This window comes from Alteromonas sp. NFXS44 (assembly GCF_040148705.1).
GTDB lineage: Bacteria > Pseudomonadota > Gammaproteobacteria > Enterobacterales > Alteromonadaceae > Alteromonas.
The window spans coordinates 228,708-250,381 of the sequence record NZ_JAGDEA010000012.1 but is presented as its reverse complement, the minus strand read 5'-3'; the positions used below and the strand labels follow the sequence as shown (position 1 = coordinate 250,381).

Genomic DNA, 21,674 nt, shown 5'->3' with positions numbered 1-21,674 from the left:
GTGGCGGGAGCGGGGGCACTAGACATTCATCGGTTAACCTGATGCTGGCACTATTCAAAACGTAATGGCTGATTATTCTCGCCAGTTAGTGGAAGGCTCAGTGCAGGTGCAAGCGATTTAGCACAGGGTATTGTTGCGCAACAGGCGGATGTCTAATCAAAGCGTGGTGGCTGTGGACACCGGTATAGTTCATCACATTGCAGGTTTACTGCCTAAATAAGTGATAAACATGATACTCGCCATTCGACCAGTTAGATTTTCAGCTCATCCGCCTGCGCGACTTACCCTGCTAAAAAGCGTTCACTGTCGAACACCGTTTTATTCTTCAACATATAATACATGCATCGCCCGAGTTTATGGGCCAGGGCCGAGAGTGCTTTTGCTTTACTCATGCGCTTTTGTAACTTAGCGAGATATGCTTGTGCACGCGGGTTGCCTTTCAAGAACAACACCGCTGCTTCCGAGAATGCCCACTTAAGATGTGCATTACCGATTTTATTGCCCTGAGTACCGTATGCTTTGCCTGCTGATTCCTCTTTGCATTTGACCAGCCGTGAATAGGAGGCGAACTTCTGAACACTCTCAAAGCGTTGGATATTGCCAATCTCGTAAAGAATTGTCAGAGCCAGAACCCGTCCGACACCCGGCAATGAACGTAGCAGATGATAGTCACGGCCGTTGTCATTTTTAGTTATCTTCTCTACATAACATTCGATACTGCTAACTTCATGGTCATAAATTTCAATCAGACGCAGATTCATATCCACACTGCGTTGTACCAGTGGATCAGGAAAATAGCCGCGCATAGAATCCCGGCCGGTGGTGTAACTTAAATCTGATTTTTCGGGAAGTGGCAGGTTGTACTGGGCAAGCGCATTCTTAACAAAGGCTTTTAATTCAGCACTGTGGCGCATGGCATGGGTTCGTCTTCGTAATAAGTCCCGGATAGCCCGTTTTTCCTTCGGATAAACATAAGCCAGAGGGAAATTGCCGCCCCGCATAAGCTTGGCAATCTTATACGCGTCAATTTTATCATTTTTGGTTTTGCCGCCATGAATAGCTTTCATGTACAGGGCGTGGCCAAGAATAAAGTCGATGTTGTGCTGTTCGCAAAAATCACTGAGCCAATACCAGCAATGCATACATTCGGCACCGACTACGATATTCCCCAGATAGGGAGAAAGTAGTGTAAAAAGCTGTTCAGGTGAGTCCTTAATTTTCTTGTGAACCAGAATGTCTCCACGCTCATCAAGAATGCAAACGTAGAGCATTCGGGTATGAAGATCGATTCCGCAGTAAAAAGGATGTAAGTTAGTATAAAATTGCATTGAGTCTTCTCCGTTTTGGTTTGGTCGCCTTCCAGCTTAGCCAAGAAATTGGCTAAGCTGGGGAGAAGGCTCAATAAGTATCAAACGCATTAACTCGTTCCCTGCGGTCACTGGGACAAAAACGTGGCGCGGCTTCGCCATTTTCGCACCACGCTTTTGCCCGTTATGCGGGTGTTAGCTCTGCGAGAGTGTAATTTCAACAAATGGACTACTAAGGCTAAAATATGGCAAGAAAACCAACAATTACCCAAGTGGAGAACGCGTTCTTCCCTGCAAAAGAAATAACCGATGCCGATAGATTTGCAGGTAGAACAAAGCCAGTTGAAGATTGCTACTACGCTTTGATTTCTGAAGGAACAAATATCGCGATTATAGGAAATCGAGGAATTGGAAAGTCGTCGCTTTCACGACAAGTCATAAACATATCAACTGGTAACAATGAGCTGCTAGCTAAAGTTGGCCTTGATGTTGATGAAAAGCTAGATTTTTTGCCAATATACTTTGCGTGTGGAAAAAGTATTTCTACGCACCAAGAACTATTGGAAAAGCTTCTCACCAATAAAGACTGCCTATCAGACTGGTCTTACGATATTCCCAAGGCTAGAAAATCTCTAGAGAAGTATCAGCCGAAATTTAGTATAGGGATTACATCTTTAGGTGGGGAGAAGGCTACTGAAACAGCAGCAGAAACGTCCCAACCAGATCATGATGTAGAGACTGTTTTTACAAATGTAGTTAGTGCCATAGTTGAACAAAAAATGGCCAAGAATGGACTTCTTTTTGTGATCGATGAATTCGATCAGATACAAGACAAGACTGGGTTTGCATCGTTTTTAAAAGCTCTGGCAACAAACGTACCAGGCGTTAAATTTTGTATCGTTGGTGTGGCTCACGATATTCAGGAATTAATGAAAGAGCATGCATCGTCCGACAGGCTTTTTGCAGGCGGGATTATTCATTTGCCTGCTATGGATAACGATGAGCTGAAAGAAATTATTCGGGGAGCAGAAGCGAGTATTAATGACTTTATACGATTTGATGACAACGCTACAGATAAAGTAATTGGCCTAGCTCAGGGACACCCATATATGGTCCACCTCATTGGAAAGTACGCATTGAGAATGGCCTATAAAAAAGAAGGAACAGACCTTTCTGTGACCGATATAGATCATACACTTGCTGGAATAGCGGCATCAGGAACAGACCCTGTTTTAGAGGGGCGATATAAAAAAGCAGTTGCATCCTCAAACCAAAGGGAAATTGTATTGAAGGCTCTAGCTGAAGTACAAGCGGGTGAGCTTGAGATACATACAGCAGATGCATATAAAAAAGCTATTGACAATGGTGTCGATAACCCAAGTCAATTTGTTGGCCATCTGGTAACAGACGATTACGGTGCAGAAATTGTTAAAATAAGAGAGCGCTATTATCGATTTAAAGACTCGCTGTTTGTTGCTTATTCGAATGCCCGGCCATCAATCTTTGCGGAAACGAGCTAACAAACACATTCACAGGAAGTCAAAAGCACCGCTTCGCTCAGCTTTTGCCTCCTGTGATGTGATCGTTATACGCAATTGGTCAGAATAACTTTTTAACATCGCGATAAAAGTTTTCATGAGAGCCAGGTGCTATCAATTCAAGTATTACAGTGCCATCCTCGTAGCTGTAACCAAGTAAAGTTAACTGCTTGACCATCTTGAATTTGTACACACGAAGAAAGGCTAAGTCGCCTTTTTTCTGCTCACCTAGAAGAGGATCGGCCATTAGTTCCTTAACAGCTTTATCCAAGTCTTTTTTCTGATTCTGATGTAACTTCTTTACTGCTCTCTTAAAATTAGCTGTCTGTAAAACACTGGTAATCTTAGCCAAAGTCGTAAGGCTCCAATTTTCCAGCCTCTTTTTCAGCTTTGGAGATAATTGCCTGTTTTACGAATTCGTAAGGCAAATCTGGATTATCTTCCATCATTTCACCTATCTTAGCCCAATGCTCTATCTGTTTTGGCATAGTTCGGTTTAGTGCTTTGCCCATAATTGTAGCTTTCTCAACTAGATCTTGGTCTAGTCTTACGCTCGCGGTTGCCATAATATGTCTCCTAATGGTTCTGCATTACATTGTAGCAATGCGCTACAGATGTGGCAAATTGCGTATAATAAACGCATTAACACTCGCTTCGCTCGCAGGGGTCAAAAATACATGGGCTCTATCGCTTCGCTCGGATTTTAGCCCATGTGTTACTGCCCATTATGTGGGTGTTAGGCGTTAAGTTGTACCGCGTTGCGCAATGCGCTACGCTCTTTCCATGATTAACTCATTTAAACATAAGGGCCTGAAGCTGTTTTTCGAAAAAGGGAAAACTCCAGGCATACAGACTAAGCACGCGAAAAAACTTCGCATGCAGTTAGCTGCTATCCACACCGCACAAGATATTGATGACATTAATTTGCCCGGATTTTCTCTTCACCAGCTCAAAGGAGAAAAGTCAAATATTTGGTCGATATCAGTTAACGGCAACCGGAGAATAACTTTCGAGTTCACGGATGGTAATGCTTACATCTTAATTTACGAGGATTATCATAATGAATATGCATAACCCACCTCATCCCGGTGAATTTATTGAGTCCATCTACATGGAACCTCACGGCATAAGTTGTAGGACACTTGCGACCCATCTTAGTGTTGCCGCTTCAACACTAAACCGTGTCGTTAAGGGAAAAAGTGCAGTAACGCCAGAAATGGCATTGAGGCTGTCAAAGGTATTAGGTCGCAGCCCTGAAAGTTGGCTTAGTATGCAAGACAACTATGAACTTTGGCAGGCAAAGCAAAACATCAACTTGGATAACGTGCAGCCAATAGATCTGCATGCCCCTAACAAATAAATTAAGTCACTCGCCCCTTATTAGGGGGTTAGTTGCCTACAGGGAATTTTTGCTTCTGGTGTAAAACCCTTAGAATATGAATTACGTCTTTTCTTATGAAGTACGAAACAATCATTGACACCTCTGGAATAATTAAAAGCCGTCCAGGTATTCCTTCTCTTTCTACGCCCATCAAGGGTTGCTGTATCAAGTTTTCAACTTTAGTCTCAATAATGGTGTCAGTTTTTTCAGCAGCAAGTGGGTTAAATTCGTATAAAAATTCGAAAATCACTTCTCGATCGTCCAATGAGTCTTTTTCCCAAACGATCATTTTTTGGCTATATTCCTAATTTTCATCTTTCGCGCTTCCATGTCCAAGGAAGCTTCTTCATGAGTAACAAACTCACTTTTCCCACTATCCAATTTGCTAAACGCGGCGTTAACCTGTTCGGTAAGCCATTGGTCATGCGTCATAACTTTGCGTTGTTGCTCAGCTAGTTCTTCAGTAAGCTCTCTACAGGCATCACTTAAAGTGCGCCCCTGGCTTTCAGCCATTAATTGAGCAAGGCGTTTCGTTTCTTCGTCTACTCTGAATTGTATGCGGGTATCCATTTTCAACTCCGTCTAGGTGTACACACAAACGTTAGCACGGAATTTGGGTTTACGGCAAATAACAATCACATTAAGCCTCTCGCAAGCTCGCTGGAGCAGTAACATATGGGCTCTGTCGCTTCGCTCCTAATTTTAGTCCATATGTTTCTGTAAACTGCCCCTAAGCAGGGCGCTATACGCGTCGAAAATTCCACTGGCAACCCGTAACCCATAAGGTTACAATAACTGCATGATTAAGAGTTTTATACATAAAGGCCTTCAGAAGTTTTACGCTAAAGGAACCACATCAGGAATTCAAAAGAAGCATGAAAATAAGCTTCGTCTTATCCTGTCCAATCTCGATCAAGCTGAAACGTCTGATGACATGGATTTGCCCGGTCTTTATATGCATAAACTCAAAGGTAACAGAAATGATATTTGGTCTGTCAGAGTGAGTGGTAACTGGAGAGTTACTTATCGCTTTGTTGGACGAGATGTCGAAATAGTTAACTACGAGGATTATCACTAATGAATATGCATAACCCAGCACATCCCGGTGAGATACTCAAAGAACTTGTTATTGAAGCTCTGGAACTCACTATCACTGATGTCGCTCAGCATTTAGATGTTAGCCGCAAAACACTGTCAAAAGTTCTTAATGGCAAAGGAGCCATCACCCCAGAGATGGCACTTCGTCTGGAACTGGTCTTTGGTAAGCCTTCAGCTGACCATTGGTTACGTTTGCAGAATGCTTTTGATTTATGGCAAACGCGGCAATATCAAAGTTCTTTACATGTCTCACCCTATAATCTGGCGGCGGTATAAAGGCGCGTATAACAATCACATTAAGCCGCTCGCAGGCTCGCAGGTACAGTAACACGTGGGCTCCCTGCGTTTCGCTTGATATTGTAGCTTACGTTTTTTGCGCGTTGCGCTGGTGTTAGCTGGTTAATCCAACCGTTTATAAAGGAATATATATGCAAGATGCCACTCTAAAGTCGATTACAGCAACAATTCAAAATGGTGTTGCAAAAGCAGATGGGAAATTTTGGATTACTGAAACTGATGTTCATTTTGCCCCATATAATAAAGATTTCGGGCCCGGGCCTCTCAAAATTGAAAGGAGCTTTATTTCAAAAGTGGAAAAATGCTCTGGTAAAGGTGCGGGTATTCTTCCTATAACATCAGATGCAATCGAAGTTTCATTACATGATGGCAGTACATACCAATTTATAGTGTCAAATCCTGACGAGTTAATTGTACTCCTGAGCCAATAATCAGCTAACACGGCGCACAAAACTATAACAGCAGGGGCGGTCGCCGCGGCATAAACACGAGAGCTGAAAATGGGTATGAAAATGGAGTTTCAACACTGAAAGAGATAGTGATAGACGTATTGTTTGTGGGCTTACTGGTAATTCCTGTAGCGCTGTATTCTTCTGCGAACCTTGCTAACAGGGTTGTTACTTACTGTGAAAAATCAATTGTCAAAAGCAAAAAACAATTACTGACTTTACTTGTATCGGTGTATCTCATTTGTGAGCTTTCATCGAAGGAGAACTGGGCTGCACAAGCAGGTTTGTTAGTCGCGTTTTTTCTGTTCTTTATGATTTACGCCGCTGCAATATCTCAGTTAATTCAGCGGGCGGGCGCAGAAAACAAGTCGCTGTGACTGGCCATTCGCGCCCCTGTTTATTTAAAGAACAATCCGCTCACCAAGAATCACGGCCTCTTTGATCTCACCCGTAGCTCCATGCTGCAGAACAAAGTTTGGCACTTCCCCGGGCATGATTGCGGGGGCATTTTCATCGGTGTCTGACACCTGCACAGGCAGGGTAGTGTCGATATTAAGTAATGCCTTTTCATCGACAAAGTAACTGTAACCTTGTGACAGCAAGGCTTTATAACTCTGATCGTTAAGCGTCAGAGCCGAGTGGACTGTGAAGGCTTTAGGCGGAAGGGTTGCCAGTCCTGTTGCGTCAATGTTTTCAAAGCCGTAAACCGTGCGCAAATCACCGATAGCTTCTATGCGGCTTTTTCCGGATTTGCGGTCTGTCACTATGCTGATGTCAGCTACATAAGGCTTGTCATTACCCAGCGTCACGTCATGTATTTTTACGTCGCACAGGCCGTCCTCGCGGTTGTCCGGAATGCGGTAATAGTCTGCCAGCGAATATTGTGTGAACTGGTTGGTGAGCAGGCTTTCCAGCGCGGTTTGCAGTCCGATGACGTTCATCTTCCTTGCAATCTGCCGGTGGGGGTCGTTAATTGCTGCACCGCTTTCTATCAAAATCGTGCTGGCGCCGGAAGCAGCGATATTGTCACCGAATGAGCGGAAAGAATAAGTGTCGTCATAGCGGCCTATGCACTGAGGAATAAAGTGTGAGAGCACACCGGCCATATGGGCGATAAGCTGTTTGGCACGAAGCCTCGGCCCGTCTACATGCTTATCCTCATGGTACGCCGGGGCCAGAAAAGCAATGGTTGCAGGGTTCGTTGATACCCCTGTGGTGTAATAGGGGTTCTGATCATGCAGGTTAAAAGCAATATCCGGCGATAATGTGGCTACCTGCTGTTGCAGGATCTGACCTTCAGGGCTCTGCAGCGTTCTGGCATCCCGGTTGATATCAATGCCCTGAGCATTAACCCGGGTGCGTCGCTGCGCACCATCGGGATTAAGCATGGGAATCACGTGCAGGGTAACTTGAGATTGCCAGTTTTCCGGCAGCCCGTTTAACTGCCCGTTCAGTAAGATGTGCAGCCAGTCAAGAACAGCGGCAGTAGCGGTTGCCTCATCACCGTGCATTTGTGTCCAGGCCAGGATGACGCATTTTCCTGAGCCCAGCGTAAAGCGGGAAACCGGACGACCCTCATAAGATGTACCTATCTGCGTCAGTGCAATACCGGATTGTTCCGCTATCTGGTTGATGACCGGCGAAATATCCTCTGCTGTCAGATGGGCTTTGTTCAGAGACGGCCAGTGCATTTCATCAAATTTTGCCGCTATGTCAGCAACTGGCAGATGAGGGTGTGCGGTCATGGTACGTCCTTATTTGTCGGTGAACTGAAGCATCTTACCCGTGGTCAGATTGATTCAGAGATAGCTATTATTTAATGGTATTTTGATATTCGCTTCAACTGGTTTATATTTGAATAATTAATTCTTTGAGACGAATGGCAACGTTCCTGATGCCCGTTTGTCGCCCTGTAATTCAAAGGTCAACAGACCCTGTTAAGAAGTGAAACTCCGGATGTCTGCATTTACTAAAATTAAGGCGATTAAACACGCGCTCTCTTCCAGTGAGTCTAAGCTGGCAACGTTTACTCTGGACTCGCCCAATGCGGTGCGGGACTTATCATCACAGGAACTGGCTAACGTCGTGGGTGTCAGCCAGTCCAGCGTGGTGAAGTTCGCCCAGAAGCTGGGTTACAAGGGGTATCCTGCATTCAAGCTGGCGGTGATTGATTCGCTGAATAAAGAAACGCCGAATACGCAAATTCACGGCAAAATCACACTATCTGATGGCTTTGAGCAAATGGCGGATAAGCTGGTGGCGAGTAAAATCAGTGTGCTGAATGAAACCCGCAATCTGAATGAAATGCTGGCTTTTGAGCGTGCTGTTGAACTGCTGAAGAATGCGAGAAGGGTAATGATTTGCGGGGTAGGTGGTTCGGCGCTGGTGAGCAAAGATTTTGCCTACAAACTACAGAAGCTGGGGATCTCTGCTATTGCCGAAGCTGACGGACATGTTCAGCTTGCTCTGGCTGCCACTTTCGGTGAAAACGACGTGGTTGTGGCGATCAGTGAATCCGGCACGACCAGCGAAGTGGCCAATGTGGTCACTGAAGCAAAACGCAATCACACTCCGGTTATTTCCATCACAAAGTACGGACAGAACACCATTGCCGATCAGGCAGAAGTAAAACTGTATTCGGTAGCAGAAGAAGCCTCGTTACGACTGGCGTCGATTCTTGCCCGTACTGCGCAGGAACTGATAATCGATATGTTATTTATTGCACTTACCCAGGCTTCACGTCAGGGACGAAAGCTGCTGGAGAAAACTAACGAAGCGGTGTCTGAATTTAAAAAGCAGCAGCACTGAGCGCTTTAAATTATTCTTCAGGATACAGCAGATACGGACGTCTTTGTTGCTTAAACTCTGCTAACGCAGGTTGCCACATTGCTCTGATCTCCTGCTCAGACAGGCCACTTTCGATGGCTTTTCTTAATGCGTCAGTACCGGCCAGCTTATCGAAGAAATCCGGCCGGTCGATAAAGGTTTCGTCCTGCTGTTCAAACTGCTTTTCCGCCTCAAGGAGCAAAGCAATATCAAACCCCTCCGTAGCAGAAGAGCGTAAGTCCAGCCCCTTCAGTGTTTTGCCTTCCAGTTTCGGGTGAGGGGCGCTTTCGGGCAGGCTTTGCGGCGTGAACGTAAATGTACCCAGTGCCACCCGGTCATGTCCGGCAACCTGAAACGGAAAAGGTGTTCCGCGGCCGATACTGACAGTTGTTGCTTCAAATAAACACAGTGAGGGATACAACCGGATTGCCGTATCGTTTGGCAAATTCGGGCTGGGAGGCACAGCCAGGTGCCATGGCATGGACTTCCGGTAGTCTTTAACGGGGATGACGTGCAAATCAAGTGACTCAGCCTGCTCAATCCAGGCTTCCCCTTTGATCATCAGTGCCAGTTCGCCTGTGGTCATGCCGTGCAAAAGGGGGATAGGATCCATACCTACGAAAGAAGTAAAGGCAGCTTCCCGCACAGGGCCATCCACAAATTTGCCGTTCGGGTTAGGTCTGTCGAGTACGATGACCGTTTTGCCTGTTTCAGCAGCAGCTTCCATGACCAGGTGTAACGTACTGATATACGTATAGAAACGTGCGCCTACATCCTGAATGTCGAAAATCAGCACATCCACATTTTCGAGCATGGTGGCCGTGGGCTTTTTGGTGCTGCCGTATAAGGACAAAATGGGCAGGCCGGTTCGTGTGTCCACGCCGTCGCTGATGGTTTCGCCGGCGCCGGCATCACCACGAAATCCATGTTCCGGCGCCATAACTTTGGTGATGTTTACGCCACGGGACAGCAGGTCGTCTACCAGGTGCTGACCTTTGGTAACCGATGTCTGGTTAACGACCAGCGCAACCTGTTTGTCTTTCAGTAATCCGAGGAAAGCGGCGGGTTGCTCAGCCCCTGTAGTCACCGCCAGTGCCTTTACAGAGATGAGGCACAGCAGAAAAAGGACTGTTTTCATTGTTGCTCAACAGCGCGGCGTAAAAAGCCATTATGATCTGACAACATGGACTCAGCGCTGGCGGCATCATTGCCGGTGAGGATCATCATGATCGCCACTTTGGCTTTATGTCCGGCGGCATCGAGTGCTTCTGATGCCTCTTCTCTGGAGCAGTCTGTAGCCTGCATTACTATGCGGATAGCGCGGGCTTTTAATTTTTCATTGGTGGCGTTAACGTCGACCATCAGGTTCTGATAGGTTTTACCCAGACGAATCATGCTGGCAGTGCTCAGCATATTCAGCACCAGCTTTTGTGCCGTGCCGGATTTCATCCGCGTGGAGCCGGTGAGGCATTCTGCACCAACCACCGGGCAAATCGCAATTTGTGCGGTGGTCAGCACCGGCGCGCCCGGGCTGCAGGCGATACCTGCGGTGACCGCGCCCAGCTCATTTGCATATTCCAGTGCACTGACCACATAGGGCGTCCGTCCGCTGGCAGACAAACCTACCAGTACATCCTTTTCACAAAGATTCACGGCCTGTACGTCTTTGATACCCTGAGCGCTGTTGTCTTCTGCGCCCTCTACAGCATGCTGTATGGCTTTTTCGCCACCGGCAATAATGCCCATCACCAGTGTATCGGGCACGCTGAAGGTCGGACGGCACTCTACAGCATCAAGAATACCCAGACGGCCGCTGGTGCCGGCACCGATATAAATTAACCGTCCGCCCTGTTGCAGCTTTTCCACTATTGCATCCACAGCGCGGGCAATGTGGGGGATTTCAGTCGCCACTGCTGCGGCTACTTTGGCATCTTCCTGATTGATTTTATGCAGGATGGATTCTGTCGACAGCAAATCGATATCCATCGTGGCGGGATTTCTGCCCTCTGACACAATTTTATTTAACTGTGCCAGTAAGTCTGACGTCCCGGTGATTGTTTTTGCCTGCATAATTTGCCTTAGTTCTGTTGCTCTGCTTTATTGCTTTGGATTGTTTTGTTGTTATTTTTAACGGCAGCGTTCTGTTACTGAACCGGTTCCGGTTGCTGCGTATCTTTATTATAGCCTGCGGGCGTATTACCCATAGCACAAATAAGCGTGGATATGAGCGTACCGGCTACCAGTTGCCATGTGAACCCGAGTTCAAACTGCAGGCGGGCCGGCAAAATACTCTCAATAATATAGGGTTGCATGGACAAGGGTACCAGAAAACCGGTGATCAACGCTGCTATCACCGAGCGCCGGCTTCCACGGCGGGAAAATAGCGTGACGAAATAAACGCCAAGTAAACCACTGTACGAGAAAACCATGACGCCAAGTGCAAATTGCAGCAGCGGCATGTCGGTATGTTGTTGCCAGTAATAGCACAGACACGCCATAAATCCTAATGACAATGCCATTAATAACATAGCGAAGCGTCCTGCTTTGACAAAGTGAGCGTCGTTCTTTTGCGTGTTCCGGCGGGCCAGCCAGGGGCGGTACATGTCCTGGATCAGAACACTGGACATGGAGTTCAGGCCGGAATTTAACGTAGACAGTGCGGCAGCCAGAATGCCCACGGTAACCAGGCCGCGAACACCATCAGGAATTTCGCTGAGCACGTAGTACATGAATATGGTGACCGGTTCACCGGCAAATACCGGAACGGGGTTTTCACCACTGCCTCCGGCCATTAAATCGGGACGCTGATAGTAAACGAACAGCAATAAACCGATGATTAAAAACAGGCACATCACCGGAATCACCATCACCACCGAAAGCAGCATGGCTTTGCTGCCTTCTTTGGCACTTTTGCAGGTCAGCACCCGTTGCGTCATATCCTGGTCGAGTCCAAAAGCGGCGATGTTCAGAAGCACAAACCCGGTAAAAACAGAGAACAAACTAAAAACGCCGCTGTTAGTGAAATCAAGCCGTGTATCGAACAACCTTAATTTTGAAGGTGTATCCGGCGCAGGATGCTGAAGGGCGTTAACGATATCAGCAAGAGAAGCCGGAATTGCATTTAACAGTGCTACAATCACGGCTACCGCGGCACAGATATACACCGCAGCCTGTAACACGTCAGAATAGATAACTGTGCGGATCCCGCCATAAACCGTATACACAAGCCCGGCGACTGTAATAATGACGGTGGCAAGAATGACGCTGGATGCATCAATGTTGCCGAACAGAATCATGGCGACAGCCAGTGCTGCCATATACAGCCTTGCGCCACTGGCGAACACGCGGCCGGAAAGGTACATGGCCCCGGCCAGCTGTTTAGCCTGTTCACCAAAGCGCTGTTCCAGCAGTTCGTAAACAGTGTAGACATTGTGTTTGTAAAACCGCGGGATGAGAAATGCGGCAACAAAGAAAGCGGCGATGAATGCGCCGATGTTGGTTGAAAGGTAGGTCAGATCGCCCCGGTAACCTTGATCCGGGCCTCCCAGAAACGTGGCAGCAGACTGGGACGTTGCCAGTACAGAAATCGCTACAACCCAGACCGGCATGCTGTTGCCACCGAGGAAGTAATCTTTGGCTGAGCGGCTGGAGCGGTTAAACAGCCAGCCACTGGCGATAAGAAGCAAACCGTAAGCGGCGAAAACCAGTAAGTCTGCTAACGCGTAGTGCTCTAACATGCTGCCCTGTTACATTATTTTAATTCAATTGAAATCCCAGAATAGATTATTCCAATTAATTTGTATAGCTGGAATTATCCCGTCGTTGTAAGATAGCTTTCAGCGCAAATTTTAGATCAGGAGCCCCCGCCGTTGAGCAGACAAACCCAGGCTGTTATCCACGCCGACGCACTTTTGCATAACTTCCGTGTACTTTCCTCTCTGGCCGGTGAAGGACAGAATATGGCGGTGGTGAAAGCTGATGCCTACGGACACGGGGCAGTCAATGTGGCGCGGATATTACGTAAAGTCTCTCCTGCGTTTGCGGTTGCTATTACAGAAGAAGCGCTGGCGTTACGGGAAGGCGGCATTCAGGCTCCTGTAGTTATCCTTGAGGGCCCTCACCAGGCGGCTGAATGCGCTGTGGCTGCGCGGGAAAATTGCATTGTGGTTGTTCACAGCGAAGAGCAACTTTGCTGGTTGAAAGCGTGCCCTTCTGATCGTCGCCCGGCGATATGGTTAAAAGTGGATTCGGGCATGCACCGTCTCGGGTTTGCCTGTGATGAGGTATTACCCATGGTGGCAAAGTACCGGGATATGTTAACTGACGATACCGTGCTGGTTACGCATCTGGCATGCGGTGATGAAACGGGCAGTCAGTCGGTACAAAAGCAGCTGGATGCCTTTGAGCAGGTTCGGGCAGCTACCGGATTTGCAGTCAGTATTGCCAATTCCCCGGGGACCGTGGGCTGGCCGCAAGCGCGGGGAAACTGGAACCGTACCGGTATTGCCATGTACGGCGCCGAGCCTCTGGACACACCCTGCGGGCTGGATCTGCAGCCGGTGATGACGCTTCAGGCGAGTATTATTGCTCTGCGCACTATAGAAGCCGGTGAAACGGTGGGATACGGTGATACCTGGCAGGCGAAGCGCCGTTCTGTGATTGCCACAGCGGGTATCGGCTATGCCGACGGATATCCCAGACAATGTCCCAACGGTACACCGGTGATGGTTAACGGACACCGTGCGGCACTGGCGGGCAGAGTGTCGATGGATATGGTTACCATTGATGTGACTGATATTCCTGCTCCGGCGCCCGGTGACCGGGTGGAACTGTGGGGACATCAACTGTCAGTGGATGAAGTTGCCCGCCACGCCGGGACAATTTCTTACGATCTTGTCACCCGCTTATCCCAGCGGGTGCCCCGCATAGTTAAACACGTCTAGTGAATACCCGCCGGCGTCATTCACGCGCCGGCAATCACTGACAATACCTTGCCCACGGCCAGTCCTCCGGCGGTACCAACGATGTACCCCAGCATTGCCATTAATACGCCAACCGGGATGAGCGCTTTTGAGTATGAGGCCGCCAGTACAGGGGCAGAGGCAACACCACCAATATTCGCCAGTGACGCCAGGCCACAGGTAAACAAATCCAGCCGGAAGAGTTTCGCTGCAATAACCATAATCACCCCGTGAGTCAGTAAGATACAACCGCCGGCCAGTATATACACTGGCGCTTCCAGCAATTCTGAAAAACTGGCTCTGGATGCAATAAGCGCAATAATCAGGTTCAGCAGTACAGTAGCCACCACATCTGCACCGCCCACGCGGCGAAGGGGAGTAACAGCGCCGGCGATCCCGGCCAGGGTGACCAGTGCAACAGTCCAGGCGGTAGTAGAAAAATAAGCGGAGGCCGGCAACATCGCCGCGAGCCACTGGGACAGTGATGAGACAACGCAGGATAAGGCAAGCAGCATCAGTACATTGCCGCCTGACACCTGAGTCTGGTTCGCCTTGGATTCTGCCAGCCTTGCACTCACATCATCCAGCGCACGGCTGTCGGCCTTTACCCAGCGGTTGAAATGAGCTGCATAGGGCACCAGTGCCAGTAATGCCATTACCCAGATGGCATAATCAATGGAGTCAATCAGCAAGGTGTATCCCATAGCGGAGTCGGGCACATCCAGCGCCAGTTGTATGGCTGCGAGGTTACCTGTTCCCCCCATCCAGCTGCCGCACAACGCGGCGAAGGTTTTCCATGCGTTATCTGCCAGCCCGTGCTGAAACAGAGCAAACGTAACAATGAAGCCGGCGGCAATACTGAAACTGGCAAGCAGAAAGGCGAAAATCATCCGCCAGCCCAGCCGCTTAATCTGGCGCAGGTCGGCTTCCAGCAACATCAGGAAGATCATCGCGGGCAGCAGGTTATTCCTGAGCATTTTATAAGTATCATTGATGGCAGCGGTTTTTTCCCATAACCCGGCACTGGCACACACCATTACCACAAAGTACAGCAGCACAATGGCAGGCAGATACCTGAAAACACGCCACTTTCTGAAGGCTTCAAGATAGTAAAGCACGCCGGCGATAGCGAGCAGGGCACTGACGTATCCGAATGCACCGGTGATCATAAAGAACCGGCTTTTGTTACCCGGCGATAATTTAAGCGGGTTGAGCACATTGCGCTTGTGTTTGCTTCAGTTTGGCCGCAATATACCGTTGATATCGCAAGCAGGTAGTGATTCCACATTTTCATTTCCATCTTCCGGACTGCTTTTTTATTCTAATTATCTCCATTCTTTAGAATAAAGTATTTAAGATTCGTTGCAAGTTCTGTCTATTCTTCCTGCGGGTTGCGGTGTCAGCAAGGTTAGCCGAAAGGATTACGGCCAGGTTTGTTATCACATCCTATAGTTTATTTTTGATACATGCCGGATGCCTTGCTGGAGAAGGAGTCTGTTTCTGACCAATTAAGAGGTAAGTTATGAGAACAGGTTATAGTAGAGCGAGAGTGAACAGAGGTGCGTATTCACGTCCCGTTAATCAACAAGGATCTGCGCCAAAGGCGACGCCGCCTAAAGCGAAATGACATAAAGCCCGGCTCAGTTGCCGGGCTTTTTCGTTGTGGAATCTCTGATTATCAATTCCGGACAATAAAAAATACTGTCCGTTTCTTCAAATACCGGCTTAGCGTGTCGTTTGCTTTGTGAAATGGTGTCGATGAGCAAGCCGGCGGCCTTACGGGCTATGGCCACGGTATCCTGTTCTGCAGTTGTTATGGCCGGAGAAGTTTGCCGCGAAAAGGGACTGTTTTCAAAACCTGCTATCGCCATGTCCTGAGGGACCTGAATATTATTCAGTCTTGCTTCCAGCAAAGCACCTGCGGCGAGTTCATCATTACAGGCAAACACCGCTGTCGGCGGGTTCTCCAGCGCGAGAAACTGCTTCATAGCCGATACACCACTTTCGAAATTATACTCGCCGTCTATTCTAAGTTCTGCACTGGTATTCAGGCGATAATTTTCCAGTGCATCCAGATAACCCCGTTCCCGTTCTAGCGTAGAACGGTGATTTCTGTTGCCTGAGATAAAGCCAATGCGTTTGTGGCCCTGGTGAATCAGGTGATTCACGATATCGCAGGAAGCCTGAAAATCATCAATACACAGCCATTTGCCGTGAATACCAAAAGGTACTTCACCGGAAACTATGCCGACAAACGGTAATCCGTAACTGGCTATCTGTGTAAGCAGTTCCGGCATTTCAGATAAAGGCGGAGATAATACGAGACCTGCCAGGTTCGACCGGGTAGCCATATGAAGAATGTCCTGAACGATGTCTTCTCCGCCAGCATCGCAGGGGTGGATCAGTAATTCGTAGTCTTTCCGGTGGCATTCGGCAAGCAAGCCTTTTTGCATGTCGATAACGTAATAAGCGTTCGGATTGTCATAGACGTAGGCTATAGAATAGGACTTATCACTGGCAAGGTTTCTTGCTGCCGGATTGGGACGGTAATTCAACTGCCTGATAGCAGCCTGCACTTTTTCAACGGTTTCTTCGCTCACGTTGGGTTCTTTGTTCACAACCCGTGAAACGGTTTTAAAGGATACGCCTGCGAGTTCAGCGACATCCTTGATCGTTGTTTTCAATCAGAAAATCCTGTCAGTCCGTTGGACATGAACGCCATCATGCCATAAAAATCATTGTTGTATTGTTCTATAATGAAATTTAATCCTGAACGGGAACCTTGCAGTGACATTTATTAACGATAAATGGTAAATATCAAACCCAACCTTTTAATATTAGCCGTGGTGCCGGATTTCAGCGACCAGATGTCAGGAGAATAATAATTAAAATGAATAACCAGCAGTATATTGCCGGAGTCGATGGCGGCGGCACCAAGTGTAAGGCCGTTGTGTTTGATGAAAACGGTGAACCGGCGGGCGAGGGAATAAGCGGTCCTGCTAATGTGGCCCGGATTGGCAAAGAAGCCCTGCCGGCCATTATCCGGTCGGTTTTTTTTGCCCTGCAAAATGCAGGCGTTGCGGTTAATGAGAATGACGCTGCGGTGCTCGCAAAGTGTCATGTGAGTGCGGGTCTGGCCGGTGCAACGGTGAAAGAAGCCGCAGAACTGCTCAGTCAATGGCAGCATCCTTTTGCATCATTTCGTTTCACCAGTGATTTGCATACTGCGCTGGTGGGGGCGCACGGTGGTGAGAACGGTGCTGTTCTGGTTGCCGGTACCGGCTCCTGCGCAGCCGCACTGTGTGGCAATGATTGTATTCAGTATGGTGGCCACGGTTTTAATATTGGCGATAAAGGCAGTGGTGCCTGGTTTGGCCGCGAAGCGGTGCGGCATACGCTGGAAGCGCTGGATGGTGTGTTGCCGGTCTCACTGCTGTCTGAAACGGTCTGTGCACATTTCAGCGCAGACACCACCCGGGAATTTGTGAACAAACTTAATTATGCGCAACCGGCTGAGTTTGCCGGCGCCGCCGGACTTGTGTTTGACTGTGCGGCAAAGGGCGATGTGTATGCTTCAGATATTGTCCGCTCCGGCACGGACTATTTATCATCAATAGCGCGTATTGCCATGGAAAAAAGTCAGGGGAAACTGGTACTGGCCGGCGGACTTGCCGGTACTATAAGACCATTCCTGCCCGAAGATATCCGGGCGAAGATCATTGAAGCTATGTATGGTCCCGAGTGGGGGGCGGTGCACGTCCGCCCGGACTAACTGGCTTCGCCGGCACCCGGCAGTTTGTCATCCTGTTTGGATAACGACGGCAGAGTATATCTTTCCGGCCGGTGATTTAAGGACAGCACCATGTTCAGACAGAACGCTGCCAGCACCGACATCAGTACCAGACGCCAGTCGAGTACCAGCAGTGAAGACAGCAAAATAACGGTGTCTACTGACAACTGAAAAGTACCGGCACGGATGGAGAAACGTTGCTGAAGATAGAACGCCAGAATACCAAGACCGCCCAGACTTGAGGTATGACGGAACATGATCAGCATGCCTACGCCAATGAGGATCCCGCCGAATATTGCCGTGAAAACCGGATTAGCACTGCTGACATCCACAAAGCGGGGGATAAGATCAGTAAGTACTGAGACGGTAGAGACGGAGATAAACGTGTTTATGGTGAAGCGTTTGCTGATGTGGGTCCACGCAAGGGCATAAAACGGCACGTTGATCAGGAAAAACAGCACCCCGAAGTCTACAGGTAACGCATAAGTTCCTAACAGTGCAAGCCCTGCAGCGCCACCGACCATCAGGTCCTGCGACTGAAATAAATAAACGCCAAAGGCAACGAACAGCCCTGCACTGACTAAAGCAAAAATATCTTCAACCACACTGTGTTTTGGTTTTTGCATGTGAAAGCCCTCCGTTTTTGAAGAGCGCGTATTATACGGAGGGGGAAAAGGGAAGTAAGGGGTTGTTTGTTATTTGTACAGCCTGGTGGGGCTGGTGCTGGTGCGCAATCTTTACGACTTTTAGCATTTGTGTGAATGCGATGTTACCAGTGCGTGTTTTCCAAGGCGTATTTAGTCGTACCAGCCAGTCTTACCAGCCAGTCATAGTCAGCCCAGAAGCTGACGAAACCCGGATTTAACTTCCTCACCAAAACACACCAGATAAATAGTGTGAGGCAGTGCTGTTCCGCTGGCGTGAAAGCGGATGGAACCCAACGCAACTTCGCAGGCTGAATTCACCGGATATCCGTAAATGCCGCAACTTATCGCCGGAAAAGCAATGGTTTGAATGTTATGCTGACTCGCCAGCCGTAAGCTGTTCCGGTAGCACTTGGAAAGCAAGTCACTTTCATGGTTCATGCCGCCGCGCCATACCGGCCCCACGGTATGAATAATATACGGCGCTTTAAGATTAAAACCCGGTGTTAAAACAGCCTGACCGGTCTTACATCCGCCAACTGCTTTGCAATACTCAAAAAGCTCCGGTCCTGCAGCATGGTGGATTGCACCATCAACGCCGCCACCGCCCAGCAGCGTTGGATTAGCTGCATTTACGACGGCATCCACTTCCAGTTGCGTAATATCGCCGTCAATAACCCTGATCCTTGCCATCGTGTCCCCAAATACCGTTCGCGGTGCTGTTTCCGTTGTGACGTTGTCGGTGTTTAGCGACACATGTCAAACAAACCGGAAAAAATCTGCGCCGGTTACTGCAAAATATAAATTGTGATGCATAAGGCTAAGCCTTTGATTGGAATAAACAGTTTTCCGGAATCCGGTAAAAACGGTATTCAGAAATACTCATATTCCGGAGTAAATAGTCCACGAACCATGCCAGAGTTAAGTATAGACAGAGAACGTAAACGCAGGGGATAAGGCCGGACAGTGTCAGATACCGGCCCGACAGGATGACATCGGATTGCCGGAGACCGCTCAGCAATCCGCTGGTTAAAGGGAGTAACGATTAATCGTCGTCGCTGAACAGACAGTGTTTGGCAAAGTCGCCGGCTTCGTTTGCCGTCCAGTCGCCTTTAGGTTTTTCTTTCATATCAGCACACCAGGCTTTTGAGCCAACTTCAGGGGCGCAACCGGCCAGGGTAAAAGTTAATACAATCAATGCGAAAACAGCTTTTTTCATAATTAACGCTCGTAATTTTTCAGGTATTTCATAGTAAGTCAGTGACGGTGACAAAATCAATTATCTGAGAAAAAGGTGACCGTGCAATGAGGAGCCAGAGAAAGCATGCCAGATATGAGTTGTAATTATCGTAACTTTATGAAAATTAATAATTTATATTTCTAGGTGATAACTGAAATTGAGCGCATAATCAGCCCGTTTTTTAACCTGTCGGAAGCCAGTATGGATTTCTCAAATGATCGGGTTTCAGTGTATGTATTATCAGAATCTGACGCCACAACAATAAGCCAGTCTCAGCACGGAACACGCTACCGGGATGCTGTACATTTGCCGCTGCCGGGCGGAGAAGGATGGCTGTTTGACTACGGCGTGCTGGTATTTTGGGGCGTGGACGAAGACGAACGTCTGGCGTTCTTGCATCGCCTGCAAATCAGCAGTGATGCCCTTTCCTGTGAGCATCAGGAGCATGTGCGTTTTAACACCGGGGCTGAGTCACTCAAATTGCAGGGCGACCTGATTTCCCTTCCGGCCGGTGAGGCATTGATGCGACTGGCTGTCAGTCATGCGCTGGCGCAGTCGACCAAACTGAATCAGTATGAATATCAGGCGGAAAAGACCATTCAGCAATATGCATATTTGCCTAAGGCACTGGCTGAATCAGGTAAAATTAATCTGAGCAGACAGAAGCTGGCCAGTATTCGTGGTCATCTTTTCAGTACCAAAAGCGATATTTTTCTGCACTATGGTTTGCTGGATACGCCGGAATTTTTCTGGGAATACCCTGAGTTCGAAGACGCCTATAATGCCACAATGAAATATCTGGATATTCGTCCGAGAGTCGATTTACTGTCGAACAAACTGAATGTGATTCATGAATTGTTTGAGATGCTGGCTGATGAGCTGAAGCACAAGCACTCTTCGTTTCTGGAATGGATCATCATCATTCTGATTGCATTTGAAATTGTGATGTTCGGTGCCCAGGAGCTGACCATACTACTGGCGGGGTAAAGGTACCGGGCAGCGGTGGTGAAGGCTTAATTTTCTTTGCGCCGCTTACGGATGATCGCAACCACACGGTCGTAATTGGCTTCACTTAAGGCCCATGTGTCATCGCCGCTGTTATTGACAAACTGAACCACCACGGTATCGATATCCTGATGATACCTTGCAATGCTGCTGTAACCGGGTAGTAAACCCGTATGGCCGAATTCATAGACTGAGCCGTAAATGCGTTGCTCCTGTGATGTGAGCAGCGAACCGTTGTTCAGAGCCCTGATAAATTTGCCGGTGTCAGCCGCAGTGGCAACCATCTCGCTGCTTGCACCGGTAAACCACACGGGTTTCACGTCTACATCCAGCCCTTTAATGTAGCCGCTCATCAGTCTTGCCATATTCACTTCTTTTGACGAAAAAAAGGTATTTTCCAGTTTAAGCGGCCGGAGGATTTTATCATCAATGAGTTCACGGTAACTTTTGCCGGACACCCGGTCGATTATGGCGGCAACGATGACATAGTTACTGTTCGAATAGCTGTAGCGCGTGCCGGGTGTAAACGCTAAAGGGCGATTTTTTACTAAGCTGAGCAAATCTGCCGGTGACGTTGGCGGGGAAAACCAGTCGAAGCCGTCAGCATCAATATAATCCGGTATGCCTGAACGGTGCTGAAGTAACATGCGAACGGTAATATTTGCTGCGCCCGGGATATCTGCGGCCATTTCCGGCAGATAGTCCATCAGAGTGTTATCAAGCTTCAGGTGATGTTGAGCTGCCAGTTTTACTGCAACAACCGCCAGGTAAAGCTTGCTGATACTGGCAATCTTAAAATAGGCATCGCCACTGGCCGGCTGTCTGAGTTCTTTGTTATGCCAGCCGGCGGTAAGCGTAACCGGTGGTTGCCCCTGCTCGTCGATGTATACAATCATGCCGTCGAGGCCAAGAGCCGGAGAATTGTCGACTTGCCCTGAGATGCTGGCGGGTAACGGCGCCATTTTGGAGCCCAGGAAAGTCCAGGGAACAAACAGGACAATACTGGCCAGTGACGCTACTGCAATCAGTGCCAGCAGAAAACTCCGTGCAGAAAGCCGGTTCATTAAGTTTCTTTCTCCCCCTGAGGTATTATTTTCGACCACATAAAGTTAGCAGAGAACCGGGAAACTGCCCGGGC

At 48.3% G+C, this 21,674-nt stretch carries 26 protein-coding genes; 11 read left to right on the top strand and 15 right to left on the bottom strand.

The genetic code is table 11. From position 1 onward, the window contains the following. Window positions 1–281 precede the first annotated feature (281 nt). Window positions 282–1,328: an IS110 family RNA-guided transposase gene (locus tag J3369_RS18235; protein ID WP_349589609.1), complete on the bottom strand. Its 1,047-nt coding sequence runs from the start codon at window positions 1,326–1,328 to the stop codon at window positions 282–284. Between the two features lie 224 nt (window positions 1,329–1,552). On the opposite strand from J3369_RS18235, the gene J3369_RS18230 reads away from it, so the two are divergent. Beyond that, the gene (locus tag J3369_RS18230) at window positions 1,553–2,827 is read left to right on the top strand and encodes an nSTAND1 domain-containing NTPase (protein ID WP_349589607.1); all 1,275 of its coding nucleotides are present in this window, start codon (window positions 1,553–1,555) and stop codon (window positions 2,825–2,827) included. 79 nt (window positions 2,828–2,906) lie between these two features. Here the strand turns inward: J3369_RS18230 and J3369_RS18225 are convergent, their stop codons facing one another. Beyond that, window positions 2,907–3,197, bottom strand: a complete 291-nt coding sequence (locus J3369_RS18225) for a type II toxin-antitoxin system RelE/ParE family toxin (protein WP_349589605.1) — start codon at window positions 3,195–3,197, stop codon at window positions 2,907–2,909. Next, a complete protein-coding gene (locus tag J3369_RS18220; protein WP_012518669.1) occupies window positions 3,190–3,411 on the bottom strand; it encodes a TA system antitoxin ParD family protein in 222 nt (73 codons plus the stop codon). The genes J3369_RS18225 and J3369_RS18220 overlap by 8 nt, the downstream gene beginning before the upstream one ends. A gap of 217 nt (window positions 3,412–3,628) precedes the next feature. On the opposite strand from J3369_RS18220, the gene J3369_RS18215 reads away from it, so the two are divergent. Both J3369_RS18215 and J3369_RS18210 read left to right on the top strand, forming a co-directional pair. Then, complete coding sequence (locus J3369_RS18215) at window positions 3,629–3,919, top strand: type II toxin-antitoxin system RelE/ParE family toxin (protein WP_349589602.1); 291 nt, start codon at window positions 3,629–3,631, stop codon at window positions 3,917–3,919. Continuing rightward, window positions 3,906–4,205, top strand: a complete 300-nt coding sequence (locus J3369_RS18210; RefSeq protein ID WP_349589599.1) for a HigA family addiction module antitoxin — start codon at window positions 3,906–3,908, stop codon at window positions 4,203–4,205. Before J3369_RS18215 ends, J3369_RS18210 begins: the two co-directional genes overlap by 14 nt. 28 nt (window positions 4,206–4,233) lie before the next feature. Here J3369_RS18210 and J3369_RS18205 read toward each other — a convergent pair whose 3' ends face one another. Further along, window positions 4,234–4,515, bottom strand: a complete 282-nt coding sequence (locus tag J3369_RS18205) for a type II toxin-antitoxin system RelE/ParE family toxin (RefSeq protein WP_349589596.1) — start codon at window positions 4,513–4,515, stop codon at window positions 4,234–4,236. Then, on the bottom strand, window positions 4,512–4,796 hold the full coding sequence (locus J3369_RS18200) for a type II toxin-antitoxin system TacA family antitoxin (RefSeq protein WP_349589594.1): 285 nt from the start codon (window positions 4,794–4,796) through the stop codon (window positions 4,512–4,514). Before J3369_RS18200 ends, J3369_RS18205 begins: the two co-directional genes overlap by 4 nt. A gap of 229 nt (window positions 4,797–5,025) precedes the next feature. On the opposite strand from J3369_RS18200, the gene J3369_RS18195 reads away from it, so the two are divergent. From J3369_RS18195 to J3369_RS18180, 4 genes are all read left to right on the top strand, one after another. After that, the gene (locus J3369_RS18195; protein ID WP_349589591.1) at window positions 5,026–5,304 is read left to right on the top strand and encodes a type II toxin-antitoxin system RelE/ParE family toxin; all 279 of its coding nucleotides are present in this window, start codon (window positions 5,026–5,028) and stop codon (window positions 5,302–5,304) included. Beyond that, window positions 5,304–5,600, top strand: coding sequence for a HigA family addiction module antitoxin (locus J3369_RS18190; protein WP_039219423.1), 297 nt, complete (start codon window positions 5,304–5,306; stop codon window positions 5,598–5,600). Before J3369_RS18195 ends, J3369_RS18190 begins: the two co-directional genes overlap by 1 nt. 152 nt (window positions 5,601–5,752) lie before the next feature. Continuing rightward, window positions 5,753–6,052 carry a hypothetical protein gene (locus tag J3369_RS18185; RefSeq protein ID WP_349589589.1) on the top strand — a complete coding sequence of 100 codons (300 nt, stop codon included), beginning with the start codon at window positions 5,753–5,755 and terminating at the stop codon, window positions 6,050–6,052. A gap of 107 nt (window positions 6,053–6,159) precedes the next feature. Next, entirely contained in the window at window positions 6,160–6,447 is a 288-nt protein-coding gene (locus J3369_RS18180) for a hypothetical protein (RefSeq protein WP_349589586.1), read from the top strand. Window positions 6,448–6,471: 24 nt separating this feature from the next. Here J3369_RS18180 and J3369_RS18175 read toward each other — a convergent pair whose 3' ends face one another. Beyond that, window positions 6,472–7,815 (bottom strand): M14 family zinc carboxypeptidase, encoded by a 1,344-nt coding sequence (locus J3369_RS18175; RefSeq protein WP_349589584.1) that lies wholly within the window; start codon window positions 7,813–7,815, stop codon window positions 6,472–6,474. A gap of 211 nt (window positions 7,816–8,026) precedes the next feature. On the opposite strand from J3369_RS18175, the gene J3369_RS18170 reads away from it, so the two are divergent. Next, complete coding sequence (locus J3369_RS18170; protein WP_119502659.1) at window positions 8,027–8,878, top strand: MurR/RpiR family transcriptional regulator; 852 nt, start codon at window positions 8,027–8,029, stop codon at window positions 8,876–8,878. A gap of 10 nt (window positions 8,879–8,888) precedes the next feature. Here J3369_RS18170 and J3369_RS18165 read toward each other — a convergent pair whose 3' ends face one another. The 3 genes from J3369_RS18165 to J3369_RS18155 form a co-directional block, all read right to left on the bottom strand. Next, entirely contained in the window at window positions 8,889–10,034 is a 1,146-nt protein-coding gene (locus tag J3369_RS18165) for an exo-beta-N-acetylmuramidase NamZ family protein (protein ID WP_349589581.1), read from the bottom strand. After that, a complete protein-coding gene (murQ, locus tag J3369_RS18160; protein ID WP_349589579.1) occupies window positions 10,031–10,966 on the bottom strand; it encodes an N-acetylmuramic acid 6-phosphate etherase in 936 nt (311 codons plus the stop codon). The genes J3369_RS18165 and murQ overlap by 4 nt, the downstream gene beginning before the upstream one ends. Window positions 10,967–11,040: 74 nt before the next feature. Further along, window positions 11,041–12,633, bottom strand: a complete 1,593-nt coding sequence (locus tag J3369_RS18155; RefSeq protein WP_349589577.1) for a sodium:solute symporter — start codon at window positions 12,631–12,633, stop codon at window positions 11,041–11,043. Between the two features lie 132 nt (window positions 12,634–12,765). Here J3369_RS18155 and alr point away from each other — a divergent pair, with 132 nt between their 5' ends. Continuing rightward, complete coding sequence (gene alr / locus J3369_RS18150; protein WP_349589574.1) at window positions 12,766–13,839, top strand: alanine racemase; 1,074 nt, start codon at window positions 12,766–12,768, stop codon at window positions 13,837–13,839. 20 nt (window positions 13,840–13,859) lie between these two features. On the opposite strand, the gene J3369_RS18145 is transcribed toward alr, so the two are convergent. Further along, window positions 13,860–15,026: a DUF819 family protein gene (locus J3369_RS18145; protein ID WP_349589571.1), complete on the bottom strand. Its 1,167-nt coding sequence runs from the start codon at window positions 15,024–15,026 to the stop codon at window positions 13,860–13,862. A gap of 471 nt (window positions 15,027–15,497) precedes the next feature. After that, window positions 15,498–16,541 carry a LacI family DNA-binding transcriptional regulator gene (locus J3369_RS18140; RefSeq protein WP_349589569.1) on the bottom strand — a complete coding sequence of 348 codons (1,044 nt, stop codon included), beginning with the start codon at window positions 16,539–16,541 and terminating at the stop codon, window positions 15,498–15,500. A gap of 206 nt (window positions 16,542–16,747) precedes the next feature. On the opposite strand from J3369_RS18140, the gene J3369_RS18135 reads away from it, so the two are divergent. Then, window positions 16,748–17,629, top strand: a complete 882-nt coding sequence (locus J3369_RS18135) for a glucosamine kinase nucleotide-binding domain-containing protein (RefSeq protein ID WP_349589566.1) — start codon at window positions 16,748–16,750, stop codon at window positions 17,627–17,629. Here the strand turns inward: J3369_RS18135 and J3369_RS18130 are convergent. The 3 genes from J3369_RS18130 to J3369_RS18120 all read right to left on the bottom strand — a co-directional run bounded on the left by J3369_RS18130 (window position 17,626) and on the right by J3369_RS18120 (window position 19,510). Continuing rightward, window positions 17,626–18,273: a YitT family protein gene (locus J3369_RS18130; protein WP_349589563.1), complete on the bottom strand. Its 648-nt coding sequence runs from the start codon at window positions 18,271–18,273 to the stop codon at window positions 17,626–17,628. The genes J3369_RS18135 and J3369_RS18130 overlap by 4 nt on opposite strands. Before the next feature lie 207 nt (window positions 18,274–18,480). Next, a complete protein-coding gene (locus tag J3369_RS18125) occupies window positions 18,481–18,984 on the bottom strand; it encodes an O-acetyl-ADP-ribose deacetylase (protein WP_303575557.1) in 504 nt (167 codons plus the stop codon). Between the two features lie 352 nt (window positions 18,985–19,336). Then, window positions 19,337–19,510, bottom strand: a complete 174-nt coding sequence (locus J3369_RS18120; RefSeq protein ID WP_349589560.1) for a DUF3012 domain-containing protein — start codon at window positions 19,508–19,510, stop codon at window positions 19,337–19,339. A 222-nt stretch (window positions 19,511–19,732) separates the two neighbouring features. On the opposite strand from J3369_RS18120, the gene J3369_RS18115 reads away from it, so the two are divergent. Further along, window positions 19,733–20,518, top strand: a complete 786-nt coding sequence (locus J3369_RS18115; protein ID WP_349589557.1) for an RMD1 family protein — start codon at window positions 19,733–19,735, stop codon at window positions 20,516–20,518. 26 nt (window positions 20,519–20,544) lie between these two features. Here J3369_RS18115 and J3369_RS18110 read toward each other — a convergent pair whose 3' ends face one another. Then, window positions 20,545–21,600 carry a serine hydrolase domain-containing protein gene (locus tag J3369_RS18110; protein WP_349589554.1) on the bottom strand — a complete coding sequence of 352 codons (1,056 nt, stop codon included), beginning with the start codon at window positions 21,598–21,600 and terminating at the stop codon, window positions 20,545–20,547. Window positions 21,601–21,674 lie beyond the last annotated feature (74 nt).